Below are 21,780 nucleotides of genomic sequence, written 5' to 3' on the forward strand. Positions count from 1 at the left end.
TCTCTTAACTCTCTAATTCAAGTTGGTTTTTAATCAATTCGTAATACTTCCCTTTGCGGTCGACCAATTGCTGATGGGTGCCTTGCTCAGCAATCATACCATTTTCCAGGAAAACAATGTTGTCGGCATTAACCACCGTGCTAAGCCTGTGAGCCACAACTATCACTGTTCTATTCTTAAAAAAATCTTCGAGGTTGTCCATAATGCGACGCTCGTTGACAGTATCGAGAGAGGATGTAGCCTCGTCAAAAATCAAAAGCTTAGGATCTTTATATACAGCACGAGCTATCAATATCCTTTGTTTTTGACCTTGGCTCAACTCTATACCAGAAGGTCCTATCTTCATATCATACTGCCCAGGTTGTTTTTCAATAAAATCATTAATACATGATAATTTGGCAGAACTCTTAACTTTGTCCATATTAATACATGAGTCCCCTAACGCAATATTTTCAGCCACAGTTCCACTGAATATTCTTCCATCTTGCAACACAACACCACATACACTTCTCCAAATATCTATATTAAGCGTATTTAGAGGCGCTCCATTAACAAGAATTTCTCCCTTTTGTGGCTCATAAAAACCTAATATCAATTTTATCAAAGTGCTTTTCCCACTCCCGCTATTTCCAACTATTGCTGTCACCTTATTCTCGGGTAATGAAATAGACAAATTGTTAAAGACATAAGGACAAAAACTTCCTTCGTATTTAAAAGTAATAGAATCAATTATTATGTTGTAACGTAATTGATTGTTTACAAGTTCTCCATCGCTATTTTCTTCTTTTTTCCTTTGTACTTCCGACAACCTATTTACAGAAATTTTTACTTGCTGAATACTATTTGCCAAAGATTGAAATTGACTTACGGGAGTAACCAATTGTCCCAAGATATAACTCACACTCATCATTACGCCCAACGTAAGTTCACCCCGAATTGTTAAAATACCACAAAGGCAAAGAATCGCAATGTCTCTCAACTTGTTAATCAATTGAACTCCACCGCTCTGCTTAAAATTCAGACCCAATTGGCGAATCATCAAGCTGTTAATTAATTGTTGATTATTCTTCCATACTTCTGTCTGCTTATATTGGGCATTGTTTACCTTTATGTCAGGCATACCATTAAGAATTTCATACAGTAAATTCCTATTTCTCGCTTGTTCCACAAATAACGAGTAGTCAATGAATTTTCTTTCATGAAGAAAATAAACATTCCATATAATACCAATGATGGAAACTATCAGAAATGTGACTGTTGCAACCAAGCTATAGTAAGCAAGAAATGTCAAATATACCAATGCATTGATCAGTGAAAATCCCAAGTTTATAAGGTTGTCGGTAAAAAAAGACCTTACACTGTTAAAATCATCAAGCCGCTGCATAAACTCAGTGTTCAATTTTGTATCAAAGTATTTCATAGGCAAATGCATTAACTTTCTTAGCAAGCTCTCAATGTATGTAATGCCCACTAAAAAATTCACCTTGCTCATTACCAATGAGCTCAATGTATTAGAGAACACATAACCGACAAAAAAAGACAGCTGCACCATAAACAGTTGCCATGTGACATCTATATTTCTTCCAATTACGCCTTTGTCTATTACAAGTTGGTATATGTACGGAATCATCCAGCCAGAAAACATCGACAAAATCAATAGCGATAGAGCCAATATGACTTTCAACTTTTGGGAGACATACTGTTTAAGTATTGTTTTGGCAATTGACCAGTCGGTCTTTTCCTCCTCTATCTTTGTGGTAAAGAAGCGCTCTGAGGGCTTTAATAAAATCGCGAACCCTTCACTTTCGCCATTCTGCCAGCTTTGAATAAATTCTTTTTCCTGAAATTTAATCTTGCCTATCGATGGATCAGCTATCATGAACTCAGCCTGCTTGTTTTTTTTTAGCCTCACACAATACAAAACCACAAAATGATTTCCCCTCCAATGCAATATCACTGGGAATGGAATTTTTTGTAATTGATCTGCTGTCGCTTTCACCACTGCGGTATTAAAGCCTAGCTCTTCAGATCGACGCTTAATGTCTCCTAAAGTGACACCTATTCGAGAAATGCTTATCCCCTGCTTGATGCATTGCTGTGAGTATGTCCTCCCCCAATAATTGCAAATCATTTGAAGGCAAGCGGGGCCACAATCTGTACTTTCCACTTGCCAGAAGACTTTAAAATGCCTTGTACTTTTTCTGTCTCTCAACTTCATCTGTTTTAATATGCATTATTTACGCCTCTGTCAATCTTTTCTCCCGACAAAGAGCGGCTTGAGCTTCCATACCGCTTGCCAAAATCAATATTGTATTGAAATGTCAATTCAACCATATTCGAGAAATCTTTGATATAGTATTCCTGTGTCATTGGTCTAACAGAAGAAATATAGGTGGTTTTCACCCGGTTGGCTTTGCTCGTAAATAAGTTTCCTGCCATAATACCGACAGCGATGTTTTTATACCTCCAGTTAAACCCCATATAAAAATTACCCGAATTGCTGGAAACAGAAAGGCCACTTACGCTGTATCGAGGAAGGATATCATATTTTGAGATTATACTCACGTTCTTGACTACAGCGTTAACCCCTACTGCCGCGTAAAACTTGCTGAGCTTATAATTGTATTCTCCCCAGCCTGAAATTTTATGCCTGTTCCAGCCAAACTGTCCATATACAGCCAAGCAGTTGAGAAATCTCTGTGTGGCAATATCCAGTTGAAAGTTCACACAATCTTGATATTTCCCATTTGCCGTCCTGCTTATAAACTTGTCGTAGTACTTGCTCTCGGGATCAGAATCGTATTCCCACACATTGACCAATGGCTTTGTGGTTCTTGAATACTCTGCCGACAGGTTGGCACTCAGCTTCCATATCATAGTTCTAAATGCAAGCTTTGTACTATGAGATTCTGTTGGCTTTATGTTCAGGCTGCCCGTTTGCAGAGATATGTCGTCGATAGTCCGCATCACTTCGGAGAAGTTGAACAACGAAGGCAACGAGGGCATATAAGTGTAGCTCAAGCTCAAATTGCCTCTTTTCAAAACTGGGTAACTGATCGAGGCAGAAAGATTGGGTCGCATGCTGTGCTCGAATATGTCACCATTCGACACGGCCTCGTATCTTCCGCCGACTCCGATTGCATAATTTATTTTTCTTAGTCTTCCACCTATGTTTCCGTAAAGATATAGTTTATGCTTTGCCAGGGTGTTGTTGATTACCTTCTCGCTTTCGGAATAACCATTGGTCACGTAATTGTAGGAATAATTCAAACCAAATTTTGTGGTGAAGTTTTTAAAAGCATACGTATAGAGCGCTTCAGAACTCGCCAAGTAGCTTTTGTTGTCGGTTTTGTTGTTTTGAATGTATTGCTCAGCCGGGCTATATATGTAATTCATTCCCCTGGAATAATCGCCCGACGAAAATGCGCCTGTCAAGTCAAATTCCACAGTATGTTTTCCAAAGTTCTTGTTGAAATACAAATTCAATGTAGGGTCTATGGTTTCAGAGTTGCGAGCGTTTATTTTTGTGTAGTCGGCGGTCTGCCCTCCCTTGATCTGTCGCATCAAATATTCATCGCTTGCGTCCACTTTGTGATAACGCAAGCCTAAATCAGTGGCGAATGTCGTGTTTTGGCTATGCTTGTAAGTGTAGCCCAAAGACAGGTTGTTGTCAAAGTCCTTAAATGAGGATGGAAGACCTATTTGCTGGCGCTCGATTTCATAGCTTTTCCCCTTGTATGTCTCGTAATTGTCGGTGTATTGCTTGGTACTTTTTCTCCAAACATTGTCACAGTTCAACGACCATTCCGAGCGTTTGTTGTTGTAGGTGAAGCCAACTTCTCCGTTTGTTCTGGGCGTGGTCACCGTAACACCTGCACGAGTGTGCAGGCTACCACCATCAAAGTCTTCTTTTAAAATGAAATTTATCACACCGCCATTTATACCATCGTTTGAAAACCTTATGTCTGCTTGGTTTTTGTACTCAACACGCAATACCCTGTTTTTGTTGATCATTCTAATCTTTGACAAAGATTCCACCTTGCCATTAATTTGATAAACAGGTTCTTTACCATAAATGCTAATAGTGCGCGCCATTTCGTTCACGTCAATTCCCGGCAATTTCATTTTCATATTGCTAAGCAAGCCTATTACGTCTGATGAGTTCTTGCGTTCCTCTGCAGTCGCGAAGACTAAAATCCTGTCGTATTTCTCGATCGTTTCTCTAGCGGTCACCACCACCTCGTCGAGACTGTTGGCTTTCCCGGTCAACAGAATATCGCCCAAATCTATTGACTTGCTATTGTCCTTCAATTTTATAGTAATGGGATTGTAGCTCAAGCATGACAGTGTGACACTGACATTGCCTTTGTGGTGAATGTCCTTTATTACAAATTTCCCTTCATGATTTGTGACTGTGTAATTGATTAATGAATTAGACGATTCTACAAACACCCGCACAGTCGTACCAGGGAGAGGCTCTTTGTCCTTATCGTCAAGCACTCTACCGACAAGATTATATGCAAAGGCATGAATGCTAACAAGCACAAGCGAAAACAGTATAATAGCTCGTTTCATTTTATAATAACTTAGTGTAACATGATCCACTCATAGATAAATTATAACTAATGCGATCTCTAATAGCTCTCTGCATGGCTAGCGAATCATCATTATAAACACAGGCGTTCCTGTTTTTCAGTCTAAAACTCGAACAACCTCCATGGCACAATGGCAATATTGAACAATCTCGGCATTTCACATTATTAAATTTTGATTCCATTCGCTTTTCCAGACTATCATTTTCCCACACAATTGCCCCCTCGTCGTTTAAGAAGCCATCACGCTCTGTGTTCTCAAAATCTATTGCGGTACATTTGTAGATATCACCATTATAATGCACAACACACTGATTGCGCCTATCGGCATAACAAAATTCTCTGAACGTCATTTTAGCTGCTTTAAGCCGATTCTCCTTAAATACACTTATCACACCTGGTATTTTTTTTTCTAATATATGCTTGTACCTTTCCTGCCATACAATGTGTATGTCAATATGTATGTTCTTCAAAGTATCAACATCCAAATCTGAAAAATCCGACGTTATGTATTCTAATGAATTAATATTCTCATTTGTACTGTTAATTCTTAATCTTACAGGCACTCCATGTCGTGCTAACTGTTTAATATTCTCTACGATTTTATCATAACTACCCTCACCACTTTTTAAGAATCGGATTTTATTATGTTCTTCACGATTACCATCTAAAGTTATTTGTGCACCATTGAAGTTATAGCGTTTCATTTCTTTTATCATTTTTTCATTAAAAAGAAAGCCATTCGTTGTCAGATTTACAGAGAATGCCTTATTCATAACTTGAGCATAATTCTTTGTATGCTCCAAAATAGGCAACATCACACTTTTATAGTATAATAATGGTTCTCCTCCAAAAAAAGATATTTGAATATTATCATGCTTACAATACAGATGTTCCACTAGTTTGTCAATTTTAACCACAGTAGATTGCTCCATCTTCGAAAAAACGTGTTTCTCGTAGCAATACCAGCAATTAAAATTACAATTAATAGTAGGGTTAATAATTAAGTGGAATGGATCTTTCGAATATTCAACATTCCTCGCATATTCAAGAAATTGTTCAGTTTCATCCAGATCAGACTGTACAATAAATCCATGCTTTGCCATTTTCTGCCTCAAGTCATCAGATGGCATCTCCAAGTCCGATTTTTGCAAAAATATTGTCTTGTCAGTCAATGCATTGTATAAGGCAACAGTTGTCTGAGTCACCTCTATTATATTGTTAAATTTACTAAAAACCATATTCAGTGATTTTAAAAAAATCCATTCCACAGCCTAAAATTTCACTGTGGAATGGATCAAAAATTAACACCTGCAGTTATCAGTACTGAACAAACCACATTTGCAGTTGTTACTACCATGACATTCACAATTGTCTGAGCTGAACAAACCACATTTGCAATTGTTTGTACCTCTTCCGCTCGTGCCCACCATACCATCCAAAAGAACAGCATCTTCTTCTCTCAAGACGGTTAATTCAAGGCCTTCAATAAATTCTCTAAGATCATCTTTCTGTTCGGTCATAATAAAATTAGTTAAAAGTTAATAATTAATTTTGTATAGACTGCTATTTAAAGCTTTCTATTTCGATAAGAGGATTTTTTTGTATTGAAGTTCCTCTATTTTATCTTGACTATGAGTACAGACCACTCCTCTGGCACTGATATACCCTTTTAAAACTTCTAATTCCACAGGATTTAATTTTCTCTCAATAAACCGTGTAAACCTGTTTAGGAGCCAACATTTTCCGTTCCCTTGAACAATGGTATAGTCGGTGTTAAATCTAAACTCGCCAGCATCTGCCATGAGGTGGCCACGTGATATTATGAAGTTAACCTGTTTAATAAGCCCAATCTTTATTCCGAATAAATATCCCGATAGCGAACTCGTAAAATCTATCATTTCCATGTTATTTTGAATATTGATAATATCCTCATAAACGAGTTTTTCAGGCAAAGCCCCGTCAAACCGTCCACCTATTGTGCCTTGGAAAAAATCATGATAGAACTGCACAATATTGTTAGAAGTAGGTATACCCCCATAGCCACGTTCCCCGACAACGATAAACGGCTTATGGTGCTTTATGGCGAAAAGCACTGCATAGCCAGAACCTATCACCATTTGGGCTCGCCTAACATGGTTTTCAATGTCGCTGGAACTGTCGGATAAGTGGATATTGGCGTTGGCAAGATGCTTGATGCTTTCGTTTTTGCTGCACACATCAATTCTCAAATGAGTGAGCCTATTCAATGTGCGTAAAATCTTAAAAAGTGCACTGTCGGCATACAAAAATTCACCAGTGTTCACATAGATGTCAAACTCTGGAGTCGAATCACACTTGCGGTCATTGGTCAAAGAAAAGTCGAATGGAACGGCTATTTTTTCTGACGTTTGTTGATACGGACAAAGGATGTTAATATCCAAATCACAGACCCAAAATGTGTAGTCGACCTGCGTGACATCGGTGTAAAAGTACTGGGATATATCTGACCTAAAAAGAAATCTGACAACCGCCTTTTTATACTTTTGTTTACATTCAACAATCTCATTTGTAATGTCGCCAACGCTCACAATGCAATCGGCGTCATTGCACACATCGATTATTTCAAAAGCATTCTCTTTTGAGAAGATTTGATACACGCTTGTATAAAGCATACTATACTTTGCTTGAACACTAGTTGTCGTTAAATATATTTTCATAATGACCTGGATATTAATTTTTGCGACAGCAGGTGCAATTTTTGCATAGTTATTTCACCCACATTTTTTAACGAGGGGTGTGCATTTTCGCCGAAATGCTCATAACTGCCTTGGCAGCCTTCTGTGTCTTCTGCCATATAGAACTCATATTTAGCCTTTCTATCTTCAGCCAACAACAGCCCATAGTGCAAAATCAACAAACGTTCGGCTATAGCTGATTTAGCCATCGTGGGAGCTTGATGGAAATGAAGCTTGCCTCTATTGGAGAATATTTGTGCATGACCGATGTTTCGCATCATCTTATACCGTAAACATATGCCATCAATTGAGCTGGGGTATTGCCCATTGAAAGTGTCCGGGGAATCCCAAAGATGAATATATGGAACCATATAAGCGTCTGCAACATCTCTACGCACATACTGATGAACATCGCTGAACCGTTCATCGAGCATTTCATCCACATCAAGGAAAAAAGCGATTTCATGATTCACGAACGATGCCAAGTCGAGCAGCATGTTTCTGTTCTGCAAGTCATTGAATTCTGTGCGGCGTTTCTTGCACTTGAAAAGCAACTTGTCGCTCCGCGCAAGCTCATAAGTACCATCGTTGCTGCCATCGTCAAGCAATATGATTCCATCAAACAAGGACGAAACATTCTCAAGAAACGAGATGATTCTGCCACTCTCATTATAGCTCTGGACCAGCAGAAGCACTGGGTATGACTTGCCTCCAAAATGGGTGGCTATACTATGCTCTGTGAAGTTTTTACAGCAAAAGTTCTCCAATTGCCCCTCTGATGACGATGGTTTATTTCGCCAATCATACACCAGTTTGTCAAAGTCCCTACCCCAATTATCATAGTTGGCCACGGCCATCTCGGGAAAAAAGAAATGACGCAACACATCATTTGGCGTTTTTTCAAAAGGCTTTCCCCTTCTCACCTTGCCCTCCTGATTATCAATATCGCGATGAGCCATCATCGCCTCATTAAAATAAAGTTCCTTTACGCCAATCATGTCAAGGCGAGAACGAAAATTATTGTCATCGCCTCCCCACTTTGAGAGGGTCTCGTCATACCCATGAATTTGCTCGGCATGACGCTTTTCCAGCATAATGCTACCAAAAGGAATAAACTGATATTGATTGAAATTGGCTTCAGTCACTTCTTCCTCGTCGGCGAAACACACCCTGCCTATAGCATAATGTGGACAATCGGAGTAGTCGTCAAACGACTTACGCAAAATAGCTATTACATCGGTTACCATTTCCGACTCGGGGGAACACACCATTACATAACGTTTCGTTGCAAACCTTATGCCCACATTCAGCGGTTTGGCAGGATTGCGCCACTCGTGGGGCTTGTCATTCATCACGATGCGCCAGTTAACGAACGGGTATTGCAATATGAAGTCAAGTAATTCAATAGATTCTTCGGGAGAGTCGAGAACAAGCACTACCTCTATGCCGTTGCGCTCGAAGTATTTTCGATTTTTGGGGAACACACGCCTAAACTCCCTCATCTTTTTGTAGAAAGGGATTACCACGCTTAAGTCAAAATTGTGGTAGAATGGCTCTGTGGTCTTAAATGAGGTATGCAAAGAAGATTAGTATTAAGTGTTCAGTTTTGCAAATTTACAAAATATTTTTAATCTGCAAAAAAAATGCAAACAATTTTGCATGTTGTAGAGTCAAGTGGCAAGTGCAAAAGTAGCTAATCTTTGCGAAGAACTCAATTTTGGGAGTTGAAAAGCCTAATTTCTTTCTTGGTCTTTCGTTGGTTTGATATTGTGCTCTATTGAGTTGTGCTTGAGTGACAGGTCTGAAGTCAGTGCCTTTAGGGAAGTATTCTCTGAGAATCTTGTTTGCGTTTTCAATCGCGCCCTTTTGTCCTGAGCAGTAAGGATCCGCGAAATAGACAGTGCATTCCAGGGCCTTGCAAATGTTTTTGTGATTCATGAATTCACTTCCATTATCTGTGGTTATTGTGTGGACATCTTAGCCATGACCGCCTTCTGAAATCATAAAAACGGAGCTGCCTTACGACATCCCCGTCTGTTTCCACGATTTCAGCATGGCGGTTGAATCCATTGCTTGGTCGAGTTGCTCCTCAGCAGAGCTCGCCTCCTCTTCGATTCACGGGGCAAAGTCAACGCTTTCCCTTGAATCTACACCAATGTAGCCTCCTCAATGTTGCACTTCGTTTTGGAATCTACACAAAAACTGAGCAATCCAGCAAAATGCAGCATAGCGGGCAGAGAAGATGCCTCTGCACGACACAAGCTGTAGCAATCAATCGCCGGCAGGAGGCGAAATGCGCAAATCACGTGCCATGCGCCTGCCCAGCGCTGCCCAGTGCGGTATCTTCTTCATGGTGCTACGCAAGGGCTGCACGTCGTAGAGCAACACGAGCAGCAAGAAGAGACAACCCAGCAGGCACGTCACGCCATAGAGCTGCTTGATGCTCACCAGCACCGACTGCAGGGGGGCACTGGACGCCGTGCGGGCTATGTTGTCGGCCACCTTGTAGCGCAAAAAGAAAGCTGACGTGAAACTTTAAAGAAAAGGGGCCGCAACCACGATGTGTCACGGCCTCTTCGTTGTTGTAAAGAGCTATAGTATCGTTTTTTCGGCCCTATTTGGCGGCATGCAGCTTGTCGTAGACGTTGGCATCGATCACGGCCATTGCCGTGAGATTGACGATGTCGCGCACGGGGGCATCGATGCTGGTGAAGTGGATGGGACGGTTCAAGCCAATCTGGATGGGGCCGATGGCCTCGGCGGCGCCAGCCTTGGCCAGCATTTGATAGACGGTATTGGCCGCACTCAAGTTGGGGAAGATGAGCGTGTTCACGTCCTTGCCCTTGAGTGTGTTGAAGGGGAATGAACGGTCGCGCAACTCACGATCGAGCGCATACTGCACCTGCATTTCGCCGTCGACAGTGATCTCGGGATAGTCGCGGTGCAGGATGTCGATGGCACGATGCAGCTCGATGGGGCCGTGCTCGGGGTTGGAGCCAAAGTTGCTATAGGATATCATCGCCATCACAGGGTAGTGAGCATAGTTTTTCACTGCCTGGTGAGTGAGGCGAGTGATGTCGACAAGCGTCGGGGTGTCGTTCTCGTGATTGATCGAGGTGTCGGCGATAAAGAGAGCACCATGCCGAGTGTTGAGGATGTGCATGGTTGCAAAGTGGGAATAGCCGGGCATGATGCCCACCACTTCCTTGGCAATCTTCACGGTGTTGCCACCGCCGGCATACATGCCTGTGATAAAGGCGTCGGCCTCGTTGTTCTCGACCATCATCATGCCGAAGTAGTTGCGATCGAGCATTTTCTCCTCGGCCTCGGCCAGGTTGATGCCATTGCGCTGGTTTTTCTCCATGTGCTTGGTGGCATAGAGGTGGCGGCGATCGGCTTGGTTGTCGTGACGGGGATTCACAATCTCGATACCGTCGATGCTGATGTTGAGCCGCTTGGCGCGCTTGGTGATCATCTCCTTGTTGCCCAGCAGGATAGGAATGCATATACCGTTTTCCTTGGCCTGCACGGCAGCTTGGAGCATATTGTCGGTGTTGGCTTGGGCAAACACCACCCGCTTGGGAGAGCGCTGAGCCTCCTCGATGAAGCGGCGCATGAGCTTGTTGTCGTATCCCATGAGTTGCCGCAGCTCCTTCTTGTAGGCATCATAGTCGTCGATGGGCCGTTTGGCCACGCCCGACTCGGCAGCAGCCTTGGCCACAGCGATCGACACCTCGGTAATCAAGCGCGGGTCCATGGCCTTGGGCAGAATATACTTGGGGCCGTACTTGATTTTGTTCATGTGATAGGCGGCATTGACGATGGGAGGCACATTTTTGCGTGCGAGCTCGGCAATGGCATGCACGGCAGCAAGCTCCATGGAAACATTGATCTCGGTGGCCGAGCAGTCGATAGCGCCACGGAAGATGTAGGGGAAGCCGAGCACGTTGTTGATTTGGTTGGGATAGTCGCTGCGGCCTGTGGCATAGATGAGGTCTTTGCGCGACTTCATAGCCTTGTCGTAGGAAATTTCGGGATTAGGATTGGCCAGGGCAAAGACGATGGGCTTGTCGGCCATCGACTGCACCATCTCGGGAGTGACCACATCGGCAACCGAGAGGCCCAGGAAGACGTCGGCCCCCTTCATGGCCTCGGCCAGGGTTGTGATATCGCGTGTGGTGGCAAACTCCTGCTTCTGCGGGTTGAGGTTGGAGCGACGTGTTGTGATGACGCCCTTGCTGTCGCACATCACGATGTTTTCCTTCTTCACGCCCAGTTGCATGTAGAGACGGGTGCAGCATATTGCTGCGGCGCCAGCACCGTTTACCACGAGCTTGATGTCGCTTGCTTTCTTGCCTTGTATATCGAGAGCGTTGATGAGGCCTGCACCTGAGATGATGGCAGTGCCGTGCTGGTCGTCGTGCATGACGGGGATGTCGCACTCGGCCTTGAGGCGGCGCTCGATCTCGAAGCACTCGGGAGCCTTGATATCCTCAAGATTGATGCCGCCGAAGGTGGGAGAAATGGCCTTGACGGCAGCGATGAATTTCTCGGGGTCTTTCTCATCGACCTCGATATCAAAGCTGTCGAGACCTGCAAATATCTTGAACAGCAACGCTTTGCCCTCCATCACTGGCTTGCCGGCCATGGCGCCGATATTGCCCAAGCCAAGCACTGCTGTGCCGTTGCTCACGACCCCCACAAGGTTGCCCTTGTTGGTATACTTGAACACATCTTCGGGATGGGCCTGGATCTCGAGGCAGGGATAAGCCACGCCTGGGGAATAAGCCAGCGAGAGATCCTCGGAGGTCTGATAGGGCTTGGTAGGCGTTACACTGATTTTGCCCGGCTTGTCATCGAGATGATGATAGTCGAGAGCCATCTTTTTGGTTACTTTAGTCGTCATTGTTGATATAGAATTGTTACACGTAGTATATACTATTAAACTGCCTCACAAAGTTACTAATTCTTTTCCCAAAGCGGTGTAGCAGGTTGCACATTAACGCAAATTAACGTCACGCAACGTCATCTGCTCTCCCCCACTGCGCGGCAGGTGAAACCACTCGACAAGAGCCGATTCAAGAGAAACAAAAAAAGCGCTGATTGCAGGATTGCGCAATCAACGCTTTGTGGTGTTGTAAAAAGGTAGAGAACTTTAAGCCTCGGCAGGAGCGTCCTCGGCAGCAGGAGCCTGCTCGTCTTGCTTAGCAGCCTCGGCAGCTTCTTGGGCAGCCTTGGCAGCCTCGGCCTCGGCAGCTGCCTTGGCGGCTGCAATCTCGGCTTTCTTCTTAGCCACGGCCTCGGCCTTGGCCTCGTTCTTCTTGGATTCCTCGTCAAGACGTTTCTTGTTGTCGGCCTTCTTGGCCTCAATAGCTTGGTTCTTCACTGCCGAAATTTTGGCATCTTTTTGAGCTTTCCAAGCCTCGAAACGCTTTTGAGCCTCTGCCTCGTCGAAGGCGCCTTTCTTCACGCCGCCCTGGAGATGCTTCATGAGCATGACACCCTCGCGCGAGAGGATGTTGCGCACAGTGTCGGTGGGGATTGCGCCGCAGTTGACCCAGTAGAGAGCTCTCTCGAAATTTAAACTTATTGTAGCAGGATTAGTGTTAGGGTTATAAGAACCAATCCTCTCAATAAATCTACCATCTCGTGGTGCCCTGCTATCGGCTACGACAATTGGATAGAACGCATAGTCCTTGTGGCCATGACGTTGTAATCTGATTTTAGTTGCCATTGTAAAAAATAAAATTAAGTTTAAATTGTTGTTTTAAAATAAAAAGTGACCACACGCGTTGTAGCCACTTTCATGTTGTTGTCCTGGAAGGATTCGAACCCTCGCAAGCGGAACCAGAATCCGATGTGCTACCATTACACCACAGGACAATTCCCAAATGCGTTGCAAAGGTAACGCTTTTTTTGATACCTGCAAAAATTATGGCTCATTTTTTTCAGATTTATTTTTGACAGATGCTATGACAACGAGCAGAACATCATGCACAACGAGCAGCAAGGCGGCAGTCATTTTGCAGGTTTGCAACACGTTGCAAGCTTGGGTGCAATGTCGGCAGTGAGCGAGGGCAGGACTTCTTCCTTGATGAGTTTCTCCTCCAGTTTGCTGGTTTGCATCAACAAGTCGTTGTCAATCTCAAGGCCTAAATCCCTCATGTTTTGAAGGGTCTGGTATAGCATTTCAAGTTTTGACATAATCTCTTTCTATGTGTTTTGGCGCAATTAAAGAATTTCACTGCATCGACTTGGGGAGGTCGGCGTGGATGATGTCATAGCACTTCTGGGCAAGGGCCTTGGCGTCGAGCTGGCTGCTACCCGGCGCTATGGGCTCGTGCATGGTGAGCACGATGGTACCGGGTGTGACGTTGAAGGTAGAACGCGGCATCACCTGGTAGCTCCCGTCGATGGTGATGGGCACTACGGGCAGGTTGAACTCGGCCGCGAGCTTGAAGGCGCCACTCTTGAAGTGCCCCATTTTGCCGGTGTCGGTGCGCCGGCCCTCGGGAAAGACCACGAGCGAGAAGCCGTCGGCCAGTCGCTTCTCGGCATCGGTCATTGTCTTTTTAAGGGCGGTGTTGTTGTGGTGGTCGACCATGATGTGGCCGGCAGCCTCGCACGCCCACCCCACAAGTGGAATGTTGGTGAGGCCCTTGCGCATCATCCACCTGAAGTTGTGCCCCAGGAATCCATAGATAGAGAAGATGTCGTAGGCTCCCTGATGGTTGGCCACAAAGATGTAGCTGGTGTTGCGGTCGATTTTCTCGCGTCCGCGCACCTCGACCTTGACAAAAAGCAGCCAGCACCACAGCCGCGCCCACCACTTGGGGACGTAGTAGCCAAAATAGGTCTTGTCGAAAGGTGCCAGGATGAGCGTGCCTATGGCCGTGAGCAACGTGGCAACAATGATAATGGGGCAAGCTATGCACCACTGATAGATACCAAAGAGGATTTTCATTTTTCTTAGTTGAATGTAATAATTGGCATTAAGAAATGATCCTATTTTTCTTGCAATAGTACAAAGGTAAAAAAAAATCGTGACAACCCAACATGTTGCCACGATTAAAAAACATGTGACGTCCGCGCTGTCGCACGCAAAATACGGGACCAAATGACTTTTTACTGAGCCTCGGCCTCGGGTGCGATGAGCTTGTAGCCCTTGCCGTGGATGTTGATGATCTCGATGCTGGGATCGGCCTTGAGGTGCTTGCGCAGCTTGGTGATGTAGACGTCCATCGAACGGGCGTTGAAATAGTTGTCGTCGATCCAGATGGTCTTGAGGGCAAAGTTGCGCTCGAGAATCTCGTTGACGTGGGCGCACAGCAGGCTCAGCAGCTCGCTCTCCTTGGTGGTGAGCTTAGTGGGCTTGTCGTCGGCAATGAGCACCTGCTTCTGGGTGTCGAAGGTGAACTTGCCAATCTTGTACATGGTGATTTCCTTGCCCTTCTTGCCCTTGACACGACGCAGGATGGCCTCGATGCGCATCACGAGCTCCTCCATGCTGAAGGGCTTGGTGATGTAGTCGTCGGCGCCAATCTTGAAGCCCTCGAGGATGTCCTCCTTGAGCGACTTGGCAGTCAAGAAGATGATGGGCACCTCGCTGTTGACAGTGCGTATTTCCTGAGCCAGCTGGAAGCCGTCTTTCTTGGGCATCATGATGTCGAGCACACATATGTCGTACTTGCCTTTCAGGAAGGCCTTGTAGCCACTCTCACCATCGGCAAACAAGTCGGCGTTGTAGCCCTTTGCCTGCAGATATTCCCGCAGAAGCATGCCGAGGTTCTCGTCATCTTCGCACAGCAGAATTCTTAATTTCTCTTCCATAATTTTATTATTTTAATAGTGGTAATGTTATTACAAATGTTGACCCCTTGTTGACCTCGCTCTCAACCTTGATCGAGCCCTTGAAGAGGGATATCATCTTGCTCACATAGGCGAGTCCCAGCCCGAAGCCCTTCACGTCGTGCCGGTTGCCGGTCGAAACACGGTAGAATTTCTCAAAGATGCGTTTCAAGTCCTCCTTGCGTATGCCGATGCCGTTGTCGGCTATCTTTATTTCCAGCGTGTCGTCGCCTATATTGCGCGTCGACACGCTCAACTCGGGCTCCACGTCCTCACGCCGGTACTTGATGGCATTGTCGAGCAAGTTGAAAATGACGTTGGTGAAGTGCATCTCGTCGACATTTACAATGGAGTCCTCGGCATCGAGATTGGCAGCGATGTGGCCGCCGAATTTTTCCACCTTAATCTTATAGGTGCTCACAACGCCGTCGATCACGGCATTGGCGTCGACCTCACCGAGACGCATGGTGGCACTCTTGCGGTCGAACATCGACATTTGCAGCACCTTCTCGACTTGGAAGCGCAGTCGCTTGGTCTCGTCGTTGATGACGGTGCTCACGTGCTTGAGCATGGCAGGGCTCTTGAGCACGCTGTCGTCTTTGAGCATCTGGGCGGCAAGCGATATTGTCGATATCGGGGTCTTGAACTCGTGTGTCATGTTGTTGATGAAGTCGTTCTTTATCTCACTCAGCTTTTTCTGCTTGAATGCCATCACAATGGTGTAGATAAAGATAAACATCAAGATGAAAGTGAATGCAAACGAGGGGATCATGAACCTGATCGACGAGAAGATGTAGTCGCTCTTGTTGGGGAAGGTGACCTTGAGCACGTGCTGCTTGCTGGGCGGGTCATTGGGGAAGAGGACCTGGCTGTAGACGTCGGCCACGTTGCCACCGCTGTAACCCGCGCTCTTGTACACCACGCCGCCGGTGGCACTCACCAGGGCGTATTCATATTTCAGCCTGAGCCCGTTGCTATGCAGCTCCTGCCTGATGTAGCTGTTGACCGTGGCCGAGTCGGCACGCTCGGTGATGGGGCGGTCGCTGGCCTGGTTGAGGATGGAAAGTATCACCTCGTTGAGCAGCCCCTTTTGATAAAGGTACTGGCCCTTGAGTATGTTTTGCTTCTTCTTGTACTGAGCATCAAAGTCGAGCGACTTGTTGCCTGCGGGTGCTGCCGAGGCCGAGACGTTGAGCTTGGTGGTGCCCAGCTTGGGCACTGCCGTGTTGCTGTCGATGCTGTAGTTGCCGTTCTCGCCAAAAGTGGCTTGGCCTTGCGCAGACGTGCCCGAGAACATCGACATCTCGCTCTCGCTGATGTCGCGATCGAGATAGTAGCGCGTTTCGTCCTGCTCAAGCGACGACGAGACGTCGTAGAGGCTGCGCTTCACCGTTTCGCCAAACTGGTCGTTGCGCATCTTGACCATGTTTTCCATGTACATGATCTGCACATAGAGCAGTCCCATGATGGTGCCTGCCATCACGATGGTCAATAGCCATATTGTGGATTTTTTCATACGCCTTAACTATAAATACCCATATTCAAAATAACAACAGACACTCGAAGGCGTCTAAACATCGCAACGTCGTGCCGCCGCAGGATGAGCAACGACTCGTACGTTTTAACATTAGGACGCAAAATTAACAATTAAATGTGAAAACAAAAAATTTCAGGCATAATTTATTTAAAAAAATTTCAGATGAGATTTAACACTTGCCGAGAACAGCAGACTATGACCTGCACAGCAGTGGCCGGCAGCACTCAATCGGGTGTATCCCACATGAGCTCGGTGGTGATGGCATCGGCAACCATGATGCGCGACTCGGGAATGCGGTAGCGGGTGCCATCGCCCACAATCGATGTGCCCAGCAGGGGTTGCACCTTGCCAAGGAAATAGGCCACAAAACGCGGTTCAAACCTGGCCTTCATGTCGTCGACACACAAGCCGGCGGCAGTGCGCAAGCGCAGCATCACATACTCGTCGTAGCGTTGCCAGTCGGTCTCGCTCTCGGTGACGAAGACGCACTTGCCCTCGTGCAAGTTGTGCAAGTAGGACTTGAGGCGGGGCGGGTTGTAGCGACGCACATGGCCATCGTAGCTGTGGGCAGCCGGACCGAGCCCGAGATAGGGGGTGAGGTCCCAGTAGCTGGAGTTGTGGCGAGAACAATAGCCGGGCAGGGCGAAATTGGAGATCTCGTAGTGGCCGTAGCCCGCAAGGTGCAAGCGAGAGACGAGGAGGTCGTACATTGCAACGCACGTGTCGTCGTCGACCTCGGCCACTTTGCCGGTTTGGCGCATCACCCACAGTCGCGTGCCTTGCTCATACATGAGGCTGTAGGCCGAGATGTGCTCCACGCCCAGGGCTACAGCCTGGTCGACGGTGCGCGACCAGGAGTCGAGCGTCTGGCCAGGAATGCCATAGATGAGATCGATACTCACATTGTGCACGCCAGCCTGCCTGATGGCCCGCACGGCCTCGAGGGCCTGTCTTGCCGTGTGGCGGCGGTTGATGAAGCGCAAGTCGCGGTCGTCGAAACTCTGCACCCCCATGCTGATGCGGTTCACCCCCAGCTCCTTCAAGCCGGCAATATAGCCTGCAGTGACGTCGTCGGGGTTAACCTCGACCGTGAACTCCTCCACACTGTCCAGCGGCGCCACACGACCCACGGCGTCGACAAGCCTGGCAAACTGGCCCAATGGGAGCAGCGACGGCGTGCCGCCTCCCACATACAGGGTCCTGAGCGGCTCGGCGAGCTCACGGTGCCTGAGTTTGAGCTCGGCCACGAGGGCATCGACATATTGCCCCGTGTCGTGCGAGCTGCCGGCCAGGGAGTAGAAGTCGCAGTAGATGCACTTGGATGCACAAAACGGGATGTGAATATAAAGTCCAGCCATAGGTGTGATGCAAAAATAAGGCAAAAGTGCCAATTGTGACGACAAAGGCGAGGCCAAAAGTGATTTTTTTTTAAAAACCTTAGAAAATTTGGCGAATTATATTAAATTTGTGGTCGGAAAGGTCGAATCCAAAGCAAGTCGATTGCATTGAACTTTCCAAATATTAACTAACATTTTGTACATTAACAGATTCAAAATTCACTAATACATGAAGGTTTATAAAACGAATGAGATTAAAAACATCTCACTTTTAGGCAGCAAAGGCTCCGGAAAAACCACACTCGCCGAAGCTATGCTTTACGAGTGTGGAGTAATTAACCGTTGTGGAACTGTAGAGAACGGCAACACCGTGTGCGACTACTTCCCAGTCGAGAAGGAGTATGGCTACTCGGTATTCTCCACAGTTTTTTATGCTGAGTTCAACAACAAGAAGCTCAATGTGATAGACTGCCCAGGCATGGACGATTTTGTGGGCAATGCCATCACAGCGCTCAACGTGACCGATTGCGGCGTGATTGTAGTCAACAGCCAGTATGGCGTGGAAGTGGGCACACAAAACATCTACCGCACTGCAAGCAAGATCAACAAGCCCATCATCTTTGCGCTCAACAAGATGGATGCCGAGAATGTGGACTACGACAATGTTGTGAACCAGCTCAAAGAGGCCTTTGGCAACAAAGTGATACCTATACAATTTCCCACACAGACGGGTGCGGGCTTCAACTCGGTGGTTGATGTACTCATCATGAAGCAGCTCACTTGGGGGCCTCAAGGCGGCGCACCCACAGTGAGCGATATTGCTCCCGAATATCTCGACAAGGCACAAGAAATGAACCAAGCACTGGTGGAGATGGCCGCCGAAAACGACGAGACGCTCATGGACAAGTTCTTTGAGCAAGGCGCTCTCACCGAGGATGAGATGCGCGAAGGCATACGCAAGGGTCTCATCGACCGCAGCATCTGCCCCGTGTTTTGCGTGAGCGCCCTCAAGGACATGGGCGTGCGCCGCATGATGGAATTTCTGGGCAATGTGGTGCCCTTTGTCAACGAGGTGCCTGCACCCAAGAACACTGCAGGCGAGGAGGTGAAGCCCGATGCCAACGGCCCGCTCAGCCTCTATTTCTTCAAGACCACGGTAGAGCCTCACATTGGCGAGGTTTCTTATTTCAAAGTGATGTCGGGCACATTGCACGCCGGCCAAGACCTCAACAACCAGAACCGCGGCTCAAAGGAACGCATGGCACAAATATCGGCCGTGTGCGGGCAAATCAAGACTCCTGTCAACGAGATAGAAGCCGGCGACATAGGCGCAGCTGTGAAACTGAAAGACGTGCGCACTGGCAACACACTGAACGACAAGGGTGTAGACTGGACATTTGACTTCATCAAGTATCCTGCGCCCAAGTATCAGCGCGCGATACGCCCCGAGAATGAGAGCGAAATTGAAAAGCTGGGCGCCATACTCAACCGCATGCACGAGGAAGACCCAACATGGGTGATTGAGCAATCCAAGGAGCTGAAGCAAACGATAGTATCGGGCCAGGGCGAGTTCCACCTGCGCACATTGAAGTGGCGCATCGAGAACAACGAGAAGCTGAAAATCGTGTATGAGGAGCCCAAGATTCCTTACCGCGAGACCATCACCAAGGCAGCCCGTGCCGACTACCGCCACAAGAAGCAATCGGGCGGATCGGGCCAGTTTGGCGAGGTGCACCTCATTGTAGAGCCTTACAAGGAGGGTATGCCCGAGCCCGACACCTACAAGTTTGGCAACCAAGAGTTCAAGATGAACGTGAGGGACAAGCAAGAGATTCCGCTGGAATGGGGTGGCAAGCTCATCATCTACAACTGCATCGTGGGCGGTGCCATCGATGCACGCTTCATTCCCGCCATCGTGAAGGGCATCATGGACCGCATGACCGAGGGGCCCCTCACGGGCAGCTATGCACGCGACGTGCGTGTGTGCATCTACGACGGAAAGATGCACCCTGTCGACAGCAACGAGATTTCGTTCCGCCTGGCTGCACGTCACGCCTTCAGCGATGCCTTCAAGAATGCCAACCCCAAGGTGCTCGAGCCCATCTACGACGTAGAGGTGCTGATGCCGTCGGAGTGCATGGGCGACGTGATGAGCGATCTGCAGGGCCGCCGTGCCATCATCATGGGCATGGAAGAGGCCAGCGGGCTCCAGAAGATCAACGCCAAGGTGCCACTGAAGGAAATGTCGAGCTACTCGACCGCACTGAGTTCGATCACAGGCGGACGCGCCTCGTTCACGATGAAGTTTGCAAGCTATGAGCTCGTGCCTGGCGACGTGCAGACCAAGTTGCTGCAAGAGTACGAAGCAAGCAAGGCCGAAGAAGAATAAAGCCCTTTTTTTACCGTCACACTTATTTCCAGGAGCTGCACTCATGCTTGCAGCTCCTGTTTTTTTTATTGGCGAAGCGGATTGTGCCGCCCTTAAGCTGCGGAGGGTCTAAAATGAGAACAATAAAAAGGATGAAGATTGCAAGCAAGAGCTAAATTTTAGTTATCTTTGTAATCATGAAATTCAGCGACGTCATTGGAAACGAAGCGGCTGCCAGCCGCATCAGGCGCATGGTTGACGAGGACCGGTTTCCTCATGCGCTGCTCATTCACGGCCAGGCTGGCGTGCCCAAGCTGGCACTGGCGCAGGCCACGGCTCAATACATACATTGCACCAACCGCACCCCCGACGGCGAGCCGTGCGGCCAGTGCCCCTCGTGTCTCCAGCACCAAAGTTTCAACCATGCCGACACCTTCTTCTCCTACCCTATCGTGAAGAAAGACAGCAACGACAAGACACCCACGAGCGATGAGTGGATAGCGACATGGCAGAAGTTTCTGAGCGAAGACACGGTAGAGGATTACCAGAAGTGGGTCACGCTACTGGGGAAAGATAATGCACAACCCATAATATACCAAAGTGAGAGCGACAAAATCATACGCGAGATGAGTTTTGCCGCCTACACGTCAAAGTACAAGGTGCTCATCATGTGGCTTCCCGAAAAGATGAACGAGGCCTGTGCCAACAAACTGTTGAAGATGATAGAGGAGCCTGCGCCCGACTGCATTTTCCTGCTTGTGAGCGACGATGCCCAAAGCATCCTGCCCACCATCTACTCGCGGTGCCAGCGCATCGAGCTGAAGCGGCCATCTACCCAGGAGATTGCGAGATATATCGTCTCAAAATACGGGGTCGACTATCAAGACGCGCTTGCAGTGTCGGCTCCGGCCGACGGCAATGTGGTGCAAGCCGTGCGCAACATGCAACTCGACAGCGAGACCAAGCAATTCCATGCCGACTTTGTGAAGCTGATGCGGCTGTCCTACATGCGCGACCTCAAGTCGCTCAAGGACTGGAGCGAGCATGTGGCCGACTACAAGCGAGAGAAGACGCGCCGGTTTCTCACCTACTGCGCGCGCATGGTGAGAGAGAATTTCATCTACAACCTGCACGTGAGGGAGCTCAACTACGAGACTCGCGAGGAGGAGCAATTCAGCACCCGCTTTGCCCCCTACATCAACGAGGACAACGTGGAACGCATGCTCTATGAGTTCGGCCGGGCCGAGAAAGACATACGCATGAACGGCAATGCCAAGATCGTGCTCTTTGACCTGGCAATAAAAAACACCATTCTGATAAAAGTGTAATAACTAAGCCAACATTACAATTCATCACAATACAACAACAATACATTGTCAAC

The 21,780-nt window shown here is 47.3% G+C and carries 15 protein-coding genes, 1 tRNA gene and 1 pseudogene; 2 read left to right on the top strand and 15 right to left on the bottom strand.

The genetic code is table 11. The annotated features are described in order from the left end of the window. Window positions 1–4: 4 nt before the first annotated feature. From GF423_RS01730 to hemW, 15 genes and pseudogenes are all read right to left on the bottom strand, one after another. The gene (locus GF423_RS01730; protein WP_154326723.1) at window positions 5–2,218 is read right to left on the bottom strand and encodes a peptidase domain-containing ABC transporter; all 2,214 of its coding nucleotides are present in this window, start codon (window positions 2,216–2,218) and stop codon (window positions 5–7) included. Window positions 2,219–2,223: 5 nt separating this feature from the next. After that, the gene (locus GF423_RS01735) at window positions 2,224–4,575 is read right to left on the bottom strand and encodes a carboxypeptidase-like regulatory domain-containing protein (RefSeq protein ID WP_154326724.1); all 2,352 of its coding nucleotides are present in this window, start codon (window positions 4,573–4,575) and stop codon (window positions 2,224–2,226) included. Window position 4,576: 1 nt separating this feature from the next. After that, window positions 4,577–5,863: a radical SAM/SPASM domain-containing protein gene (locus GF423_RS01740; RefSeq protein ID WP_154326726.1), complete on the bottom strand. Its 1,287-nt coding sequence runs from the start codon at window positions 5,861–5,863 to the stop codon at window positions 4,577–4,579. 309 nt (window positions 5,864–6,172) lie between these two features. Next, window positions 6,173–7,291, bottom strand: coding sequence for a hypothetical protein (locus GF423_RS01745; RefSeq protein ID WP_154326727.1), 1,119 nt, complete (start codon window positions 7,289–7,291; stop codon window positions 6,173–6,175). Continuing rightward, window positions 7,288–8,811, bottom strand: a complete 1,524-nt coding sequence (locus GF423_RS01750; protein ID WP_154326729.1) for a glycosyltransferase — start codon at window positions 8,809–8,811, stop codon at window positions 7,288–7,290. The genes GF423_RS01745 and GF423_RS01750 overlap by 4 nt, the downstream gene beginning before the upstream one ends. A gap of 190 nt (window positions 8,812–9,001) precedes the next feature. Next, window positions 9,002–9,283: pseudogene (locus tag GF423_RS01755) on the bottom strand (IS30 family transposase); the annotation flags it as partial. Between the two features lie 297 nt (window positions 9,284–9,580). Next, window positions 9,581–9,811 (bottom strand): hypothetical protein, encoded by a 231-nt coding sequence (locus GF423_RS01760; protein WP_154326731.1) that lies wholly within the window; start codon window positions 9,809–9,811, stop codon window positions 9,581–9,583. 112 nt (window positions 9,812–9,923) lie between these two features. Beyond that, entirely contained in the window at window positions 9,924–12,215 is a 2,292-nt protein-coding gene (locus GF423_RS01765) for an NADP-dependent malic enzyme (RefSeq protein ID WP_154326733.1), read from the bottom strand. 249 nt (window positions 12,216–12,464) lie between these two features. Continuing rightward, window positions 12,465–13,043 carry a 30S ribosomal protein S16 gene (locus GF423_RS01770; RefSeq protein ID WP_154326734.1) on the bottom strand — a complete coding sequence of 193 codons (579 nt, stop codon included), beginning with the start codon at window positions 13,041–13,043 and terminating at the stop codon, window positions 12,465–12,467. 78 nt (window positions 13,044–13,121) lie between these two features. Beyond that, window positions 13,122–13,192, bottom strand: a tRNA-Gln gene (locus GF423_RS01775). A 135-nt stretch (window positions 13,193–13,327) separates the two neighbouring features. Next, window positions 13,328–13,513 carry a hypothetical protein gene (locus tag GF423_RS01780; RefSeq protein ID WP_154326736.1) on the bottom strand — a complete coding sequence of 62 codons (186 nt, stop codon included), beginning with the start codon at window positions 13,511–13,513 and terminating at the stop codon, window positions 13,328–13,330. Window positions 13,514–13,550: 37 nt separating this feature from the next. Beyond that, complete coding sequence (locus GF423_RS01785) at window positions 13,551–14,273, bottom strand: lysophospholipid acyltransferase family protein (protein WP_154326738.1); 723 nt, start codon at window positions 14,271–14,273, stop codon at window positions 13,551–13,553. Window positions 14,274–14,434: 161 nt separating this feature from the next. After that, entirely contained in the window at window positions 14,435–15,139 is a 705-nt protein-coding gene (rprY, locus tag GF423_RS01790; RefSeq protein ID WP_154326740.1) for a response regulator transcription factor RprY, read from the bottom strand. Between the two features lie 7 nt (window positions 15,140–15,146). Beyond that, window positions 15,147–16,673 (bottom strand): sensor histidine kinase, encoded by a 1,527-nt coding sequence (locus GF423_RS01795; RefSeq protein ID WP_154326741.1) that lies wholly within the window; start codon window positions 16,671–16,673, stop codon window positions 15,147–15,149. Between the two features lie 245 nt (window positions 16,674–16,918). Then, window positions 16,919–18,052 carry a radical SAM family heme chaperone HemW gene (hemW, locus tag GF423_RS01800; protein ID WP_154326743.1) on the bottom strand — a complete coding sequence of 378 codons (1,134 nt, stop codon included), beginning with the start codon at window positions 18,050–18,052 and terminating at the stop codon, window positions 16,919–16,921. Between the two features lie 208 nt (window positions 18,053–18,260). On the opposite strand from hemW, the gene GF423_RS01805 reads away from it, so the two are divergent. Together GF423_RS01805 and GF423_RS01810 are read left to right on the top strand one after the other, a co-directional pair. Next, the gene (locus GF423_RS01805; RefSeq protein WP_154326745.1) at window positions 18,261–20,420 is read left to right on the top strand and encodes an elongation factor G2; all 2,160 of its coding nucleotides are present in this window, start codon (window positions 18,261–18,263) and stop codon (window positions 20,418–20,420) included. Between the two features lie 176 nt (window positions 20,421–20,596). Next, on the top strand, window positions 20,597–21,727 hold the full coding sequence (locus tag GF423_RS01810) for a DNA polymerase III subunit (RefSeq protein ID WP_154326747.1): 1,131 nt from the start codon (window positions 20,597–20,599) through the stop codon (window positions 21,725–21,727). Window positions 21,728–21,780: the final 53 nt, after the last annotated feature.

This window comes from Sodaliphilus pleomorphus (genome assembly GCF_009676955.1).
In the GTDB taxonomy this organism is placed as follows: Bacteria; Bacteroidota; Bacteroidia; order Bacteroidales; family Muribaculaceae; genus Sodaliphilus; species Sodaliphilus pleomorphus.

Coding starts and splice junctions, on each gene's coding strand:
- GF423_RS01730 (WP_154326723.1), bottom strand. CDS start 2,218: ATGAAGTTGAGAGACAGAAAAAGTACAAGGCATTTTAAAGTCTTCTGG.
- GF423_RS01735 (WP_154326724.1), bottom strand. CDS start 4,575: ATGAAACGAGCTATTATACTGTTTTCGCTTGTGCTTGTTAGCATTCAT.
- GF423_RS01745 (WP_154326727.1), bottom strand. CDS start 7,291: ATGAAAATATATTTAACGACAACTAGTGTTCAAGCAAAGTATAGTATG.
- GF423_RS01750 (WP_154326729.1), bottom strand. CDS start 8,811: ATGAGGGAGTTTAGGCGTGTGTTCCCCAAAAATCGAAAATACTTCGAG.
- GF423_RS01765 (WP_154326733.1), bottom strand. CDS start 12,215: ATGACGACTAAAGTAACCAAAAAGATGGCTCTCGACTATCATCATCTC.
- GF423_RS01770 (WP_154326734.1), bottom strand. CDS start 13,043: ATGGCAACTAAAATCAGATTACAACGTCATGGCCACAAGGACTATGCG.
- GF423_RS01780 (WP_154326736.1), bottom strand. CDS start 13,513: ATGTCAAAACTTGAAATGCTATACCAGACCCTTCAAAACATGAGGGAT.
- GF423_RS01785 (WP_154326738.1), bottom strand. CDS start 14,273: ATGAAAATCCTCTTTGGTATCTATCAGTGGTGCATAGCTTGCCCCATT.
- rprY (WP_154326740.1), bottom strand. CDS start 15,139: ATGGAAGAGAAATTAAGAATTCTGCTGTGCGAAGATGACGAGAACCTC.
- GF423_RS01795 (WP_154326741.1), bottom strand. CDS start 16,673: ATGAAAAAATCCACAATATGGCTATTGACCATCGTGATGGCAGGCACC.
- hemW (WP_154326743.1), bottom strand. CDS start 18,052: ATGGCTGGACTTTATATTCACATCCCGTTTTGTGCATCCAAGTGCATC.
- GF423_RS01805 (WP_154326745.1), top strand. CDS start 18,261: ATGAAGGTTTATAAAACGAATGAGATTAAAAACATCTCACTTTTAGGC.
- GF423_RS01810 (WP_154326747.1), top strand. CDS start 20,597: ATGAAATTCAGCGACGTCATTGGAAACGAAGCGGCTGCCAGCCGCATC.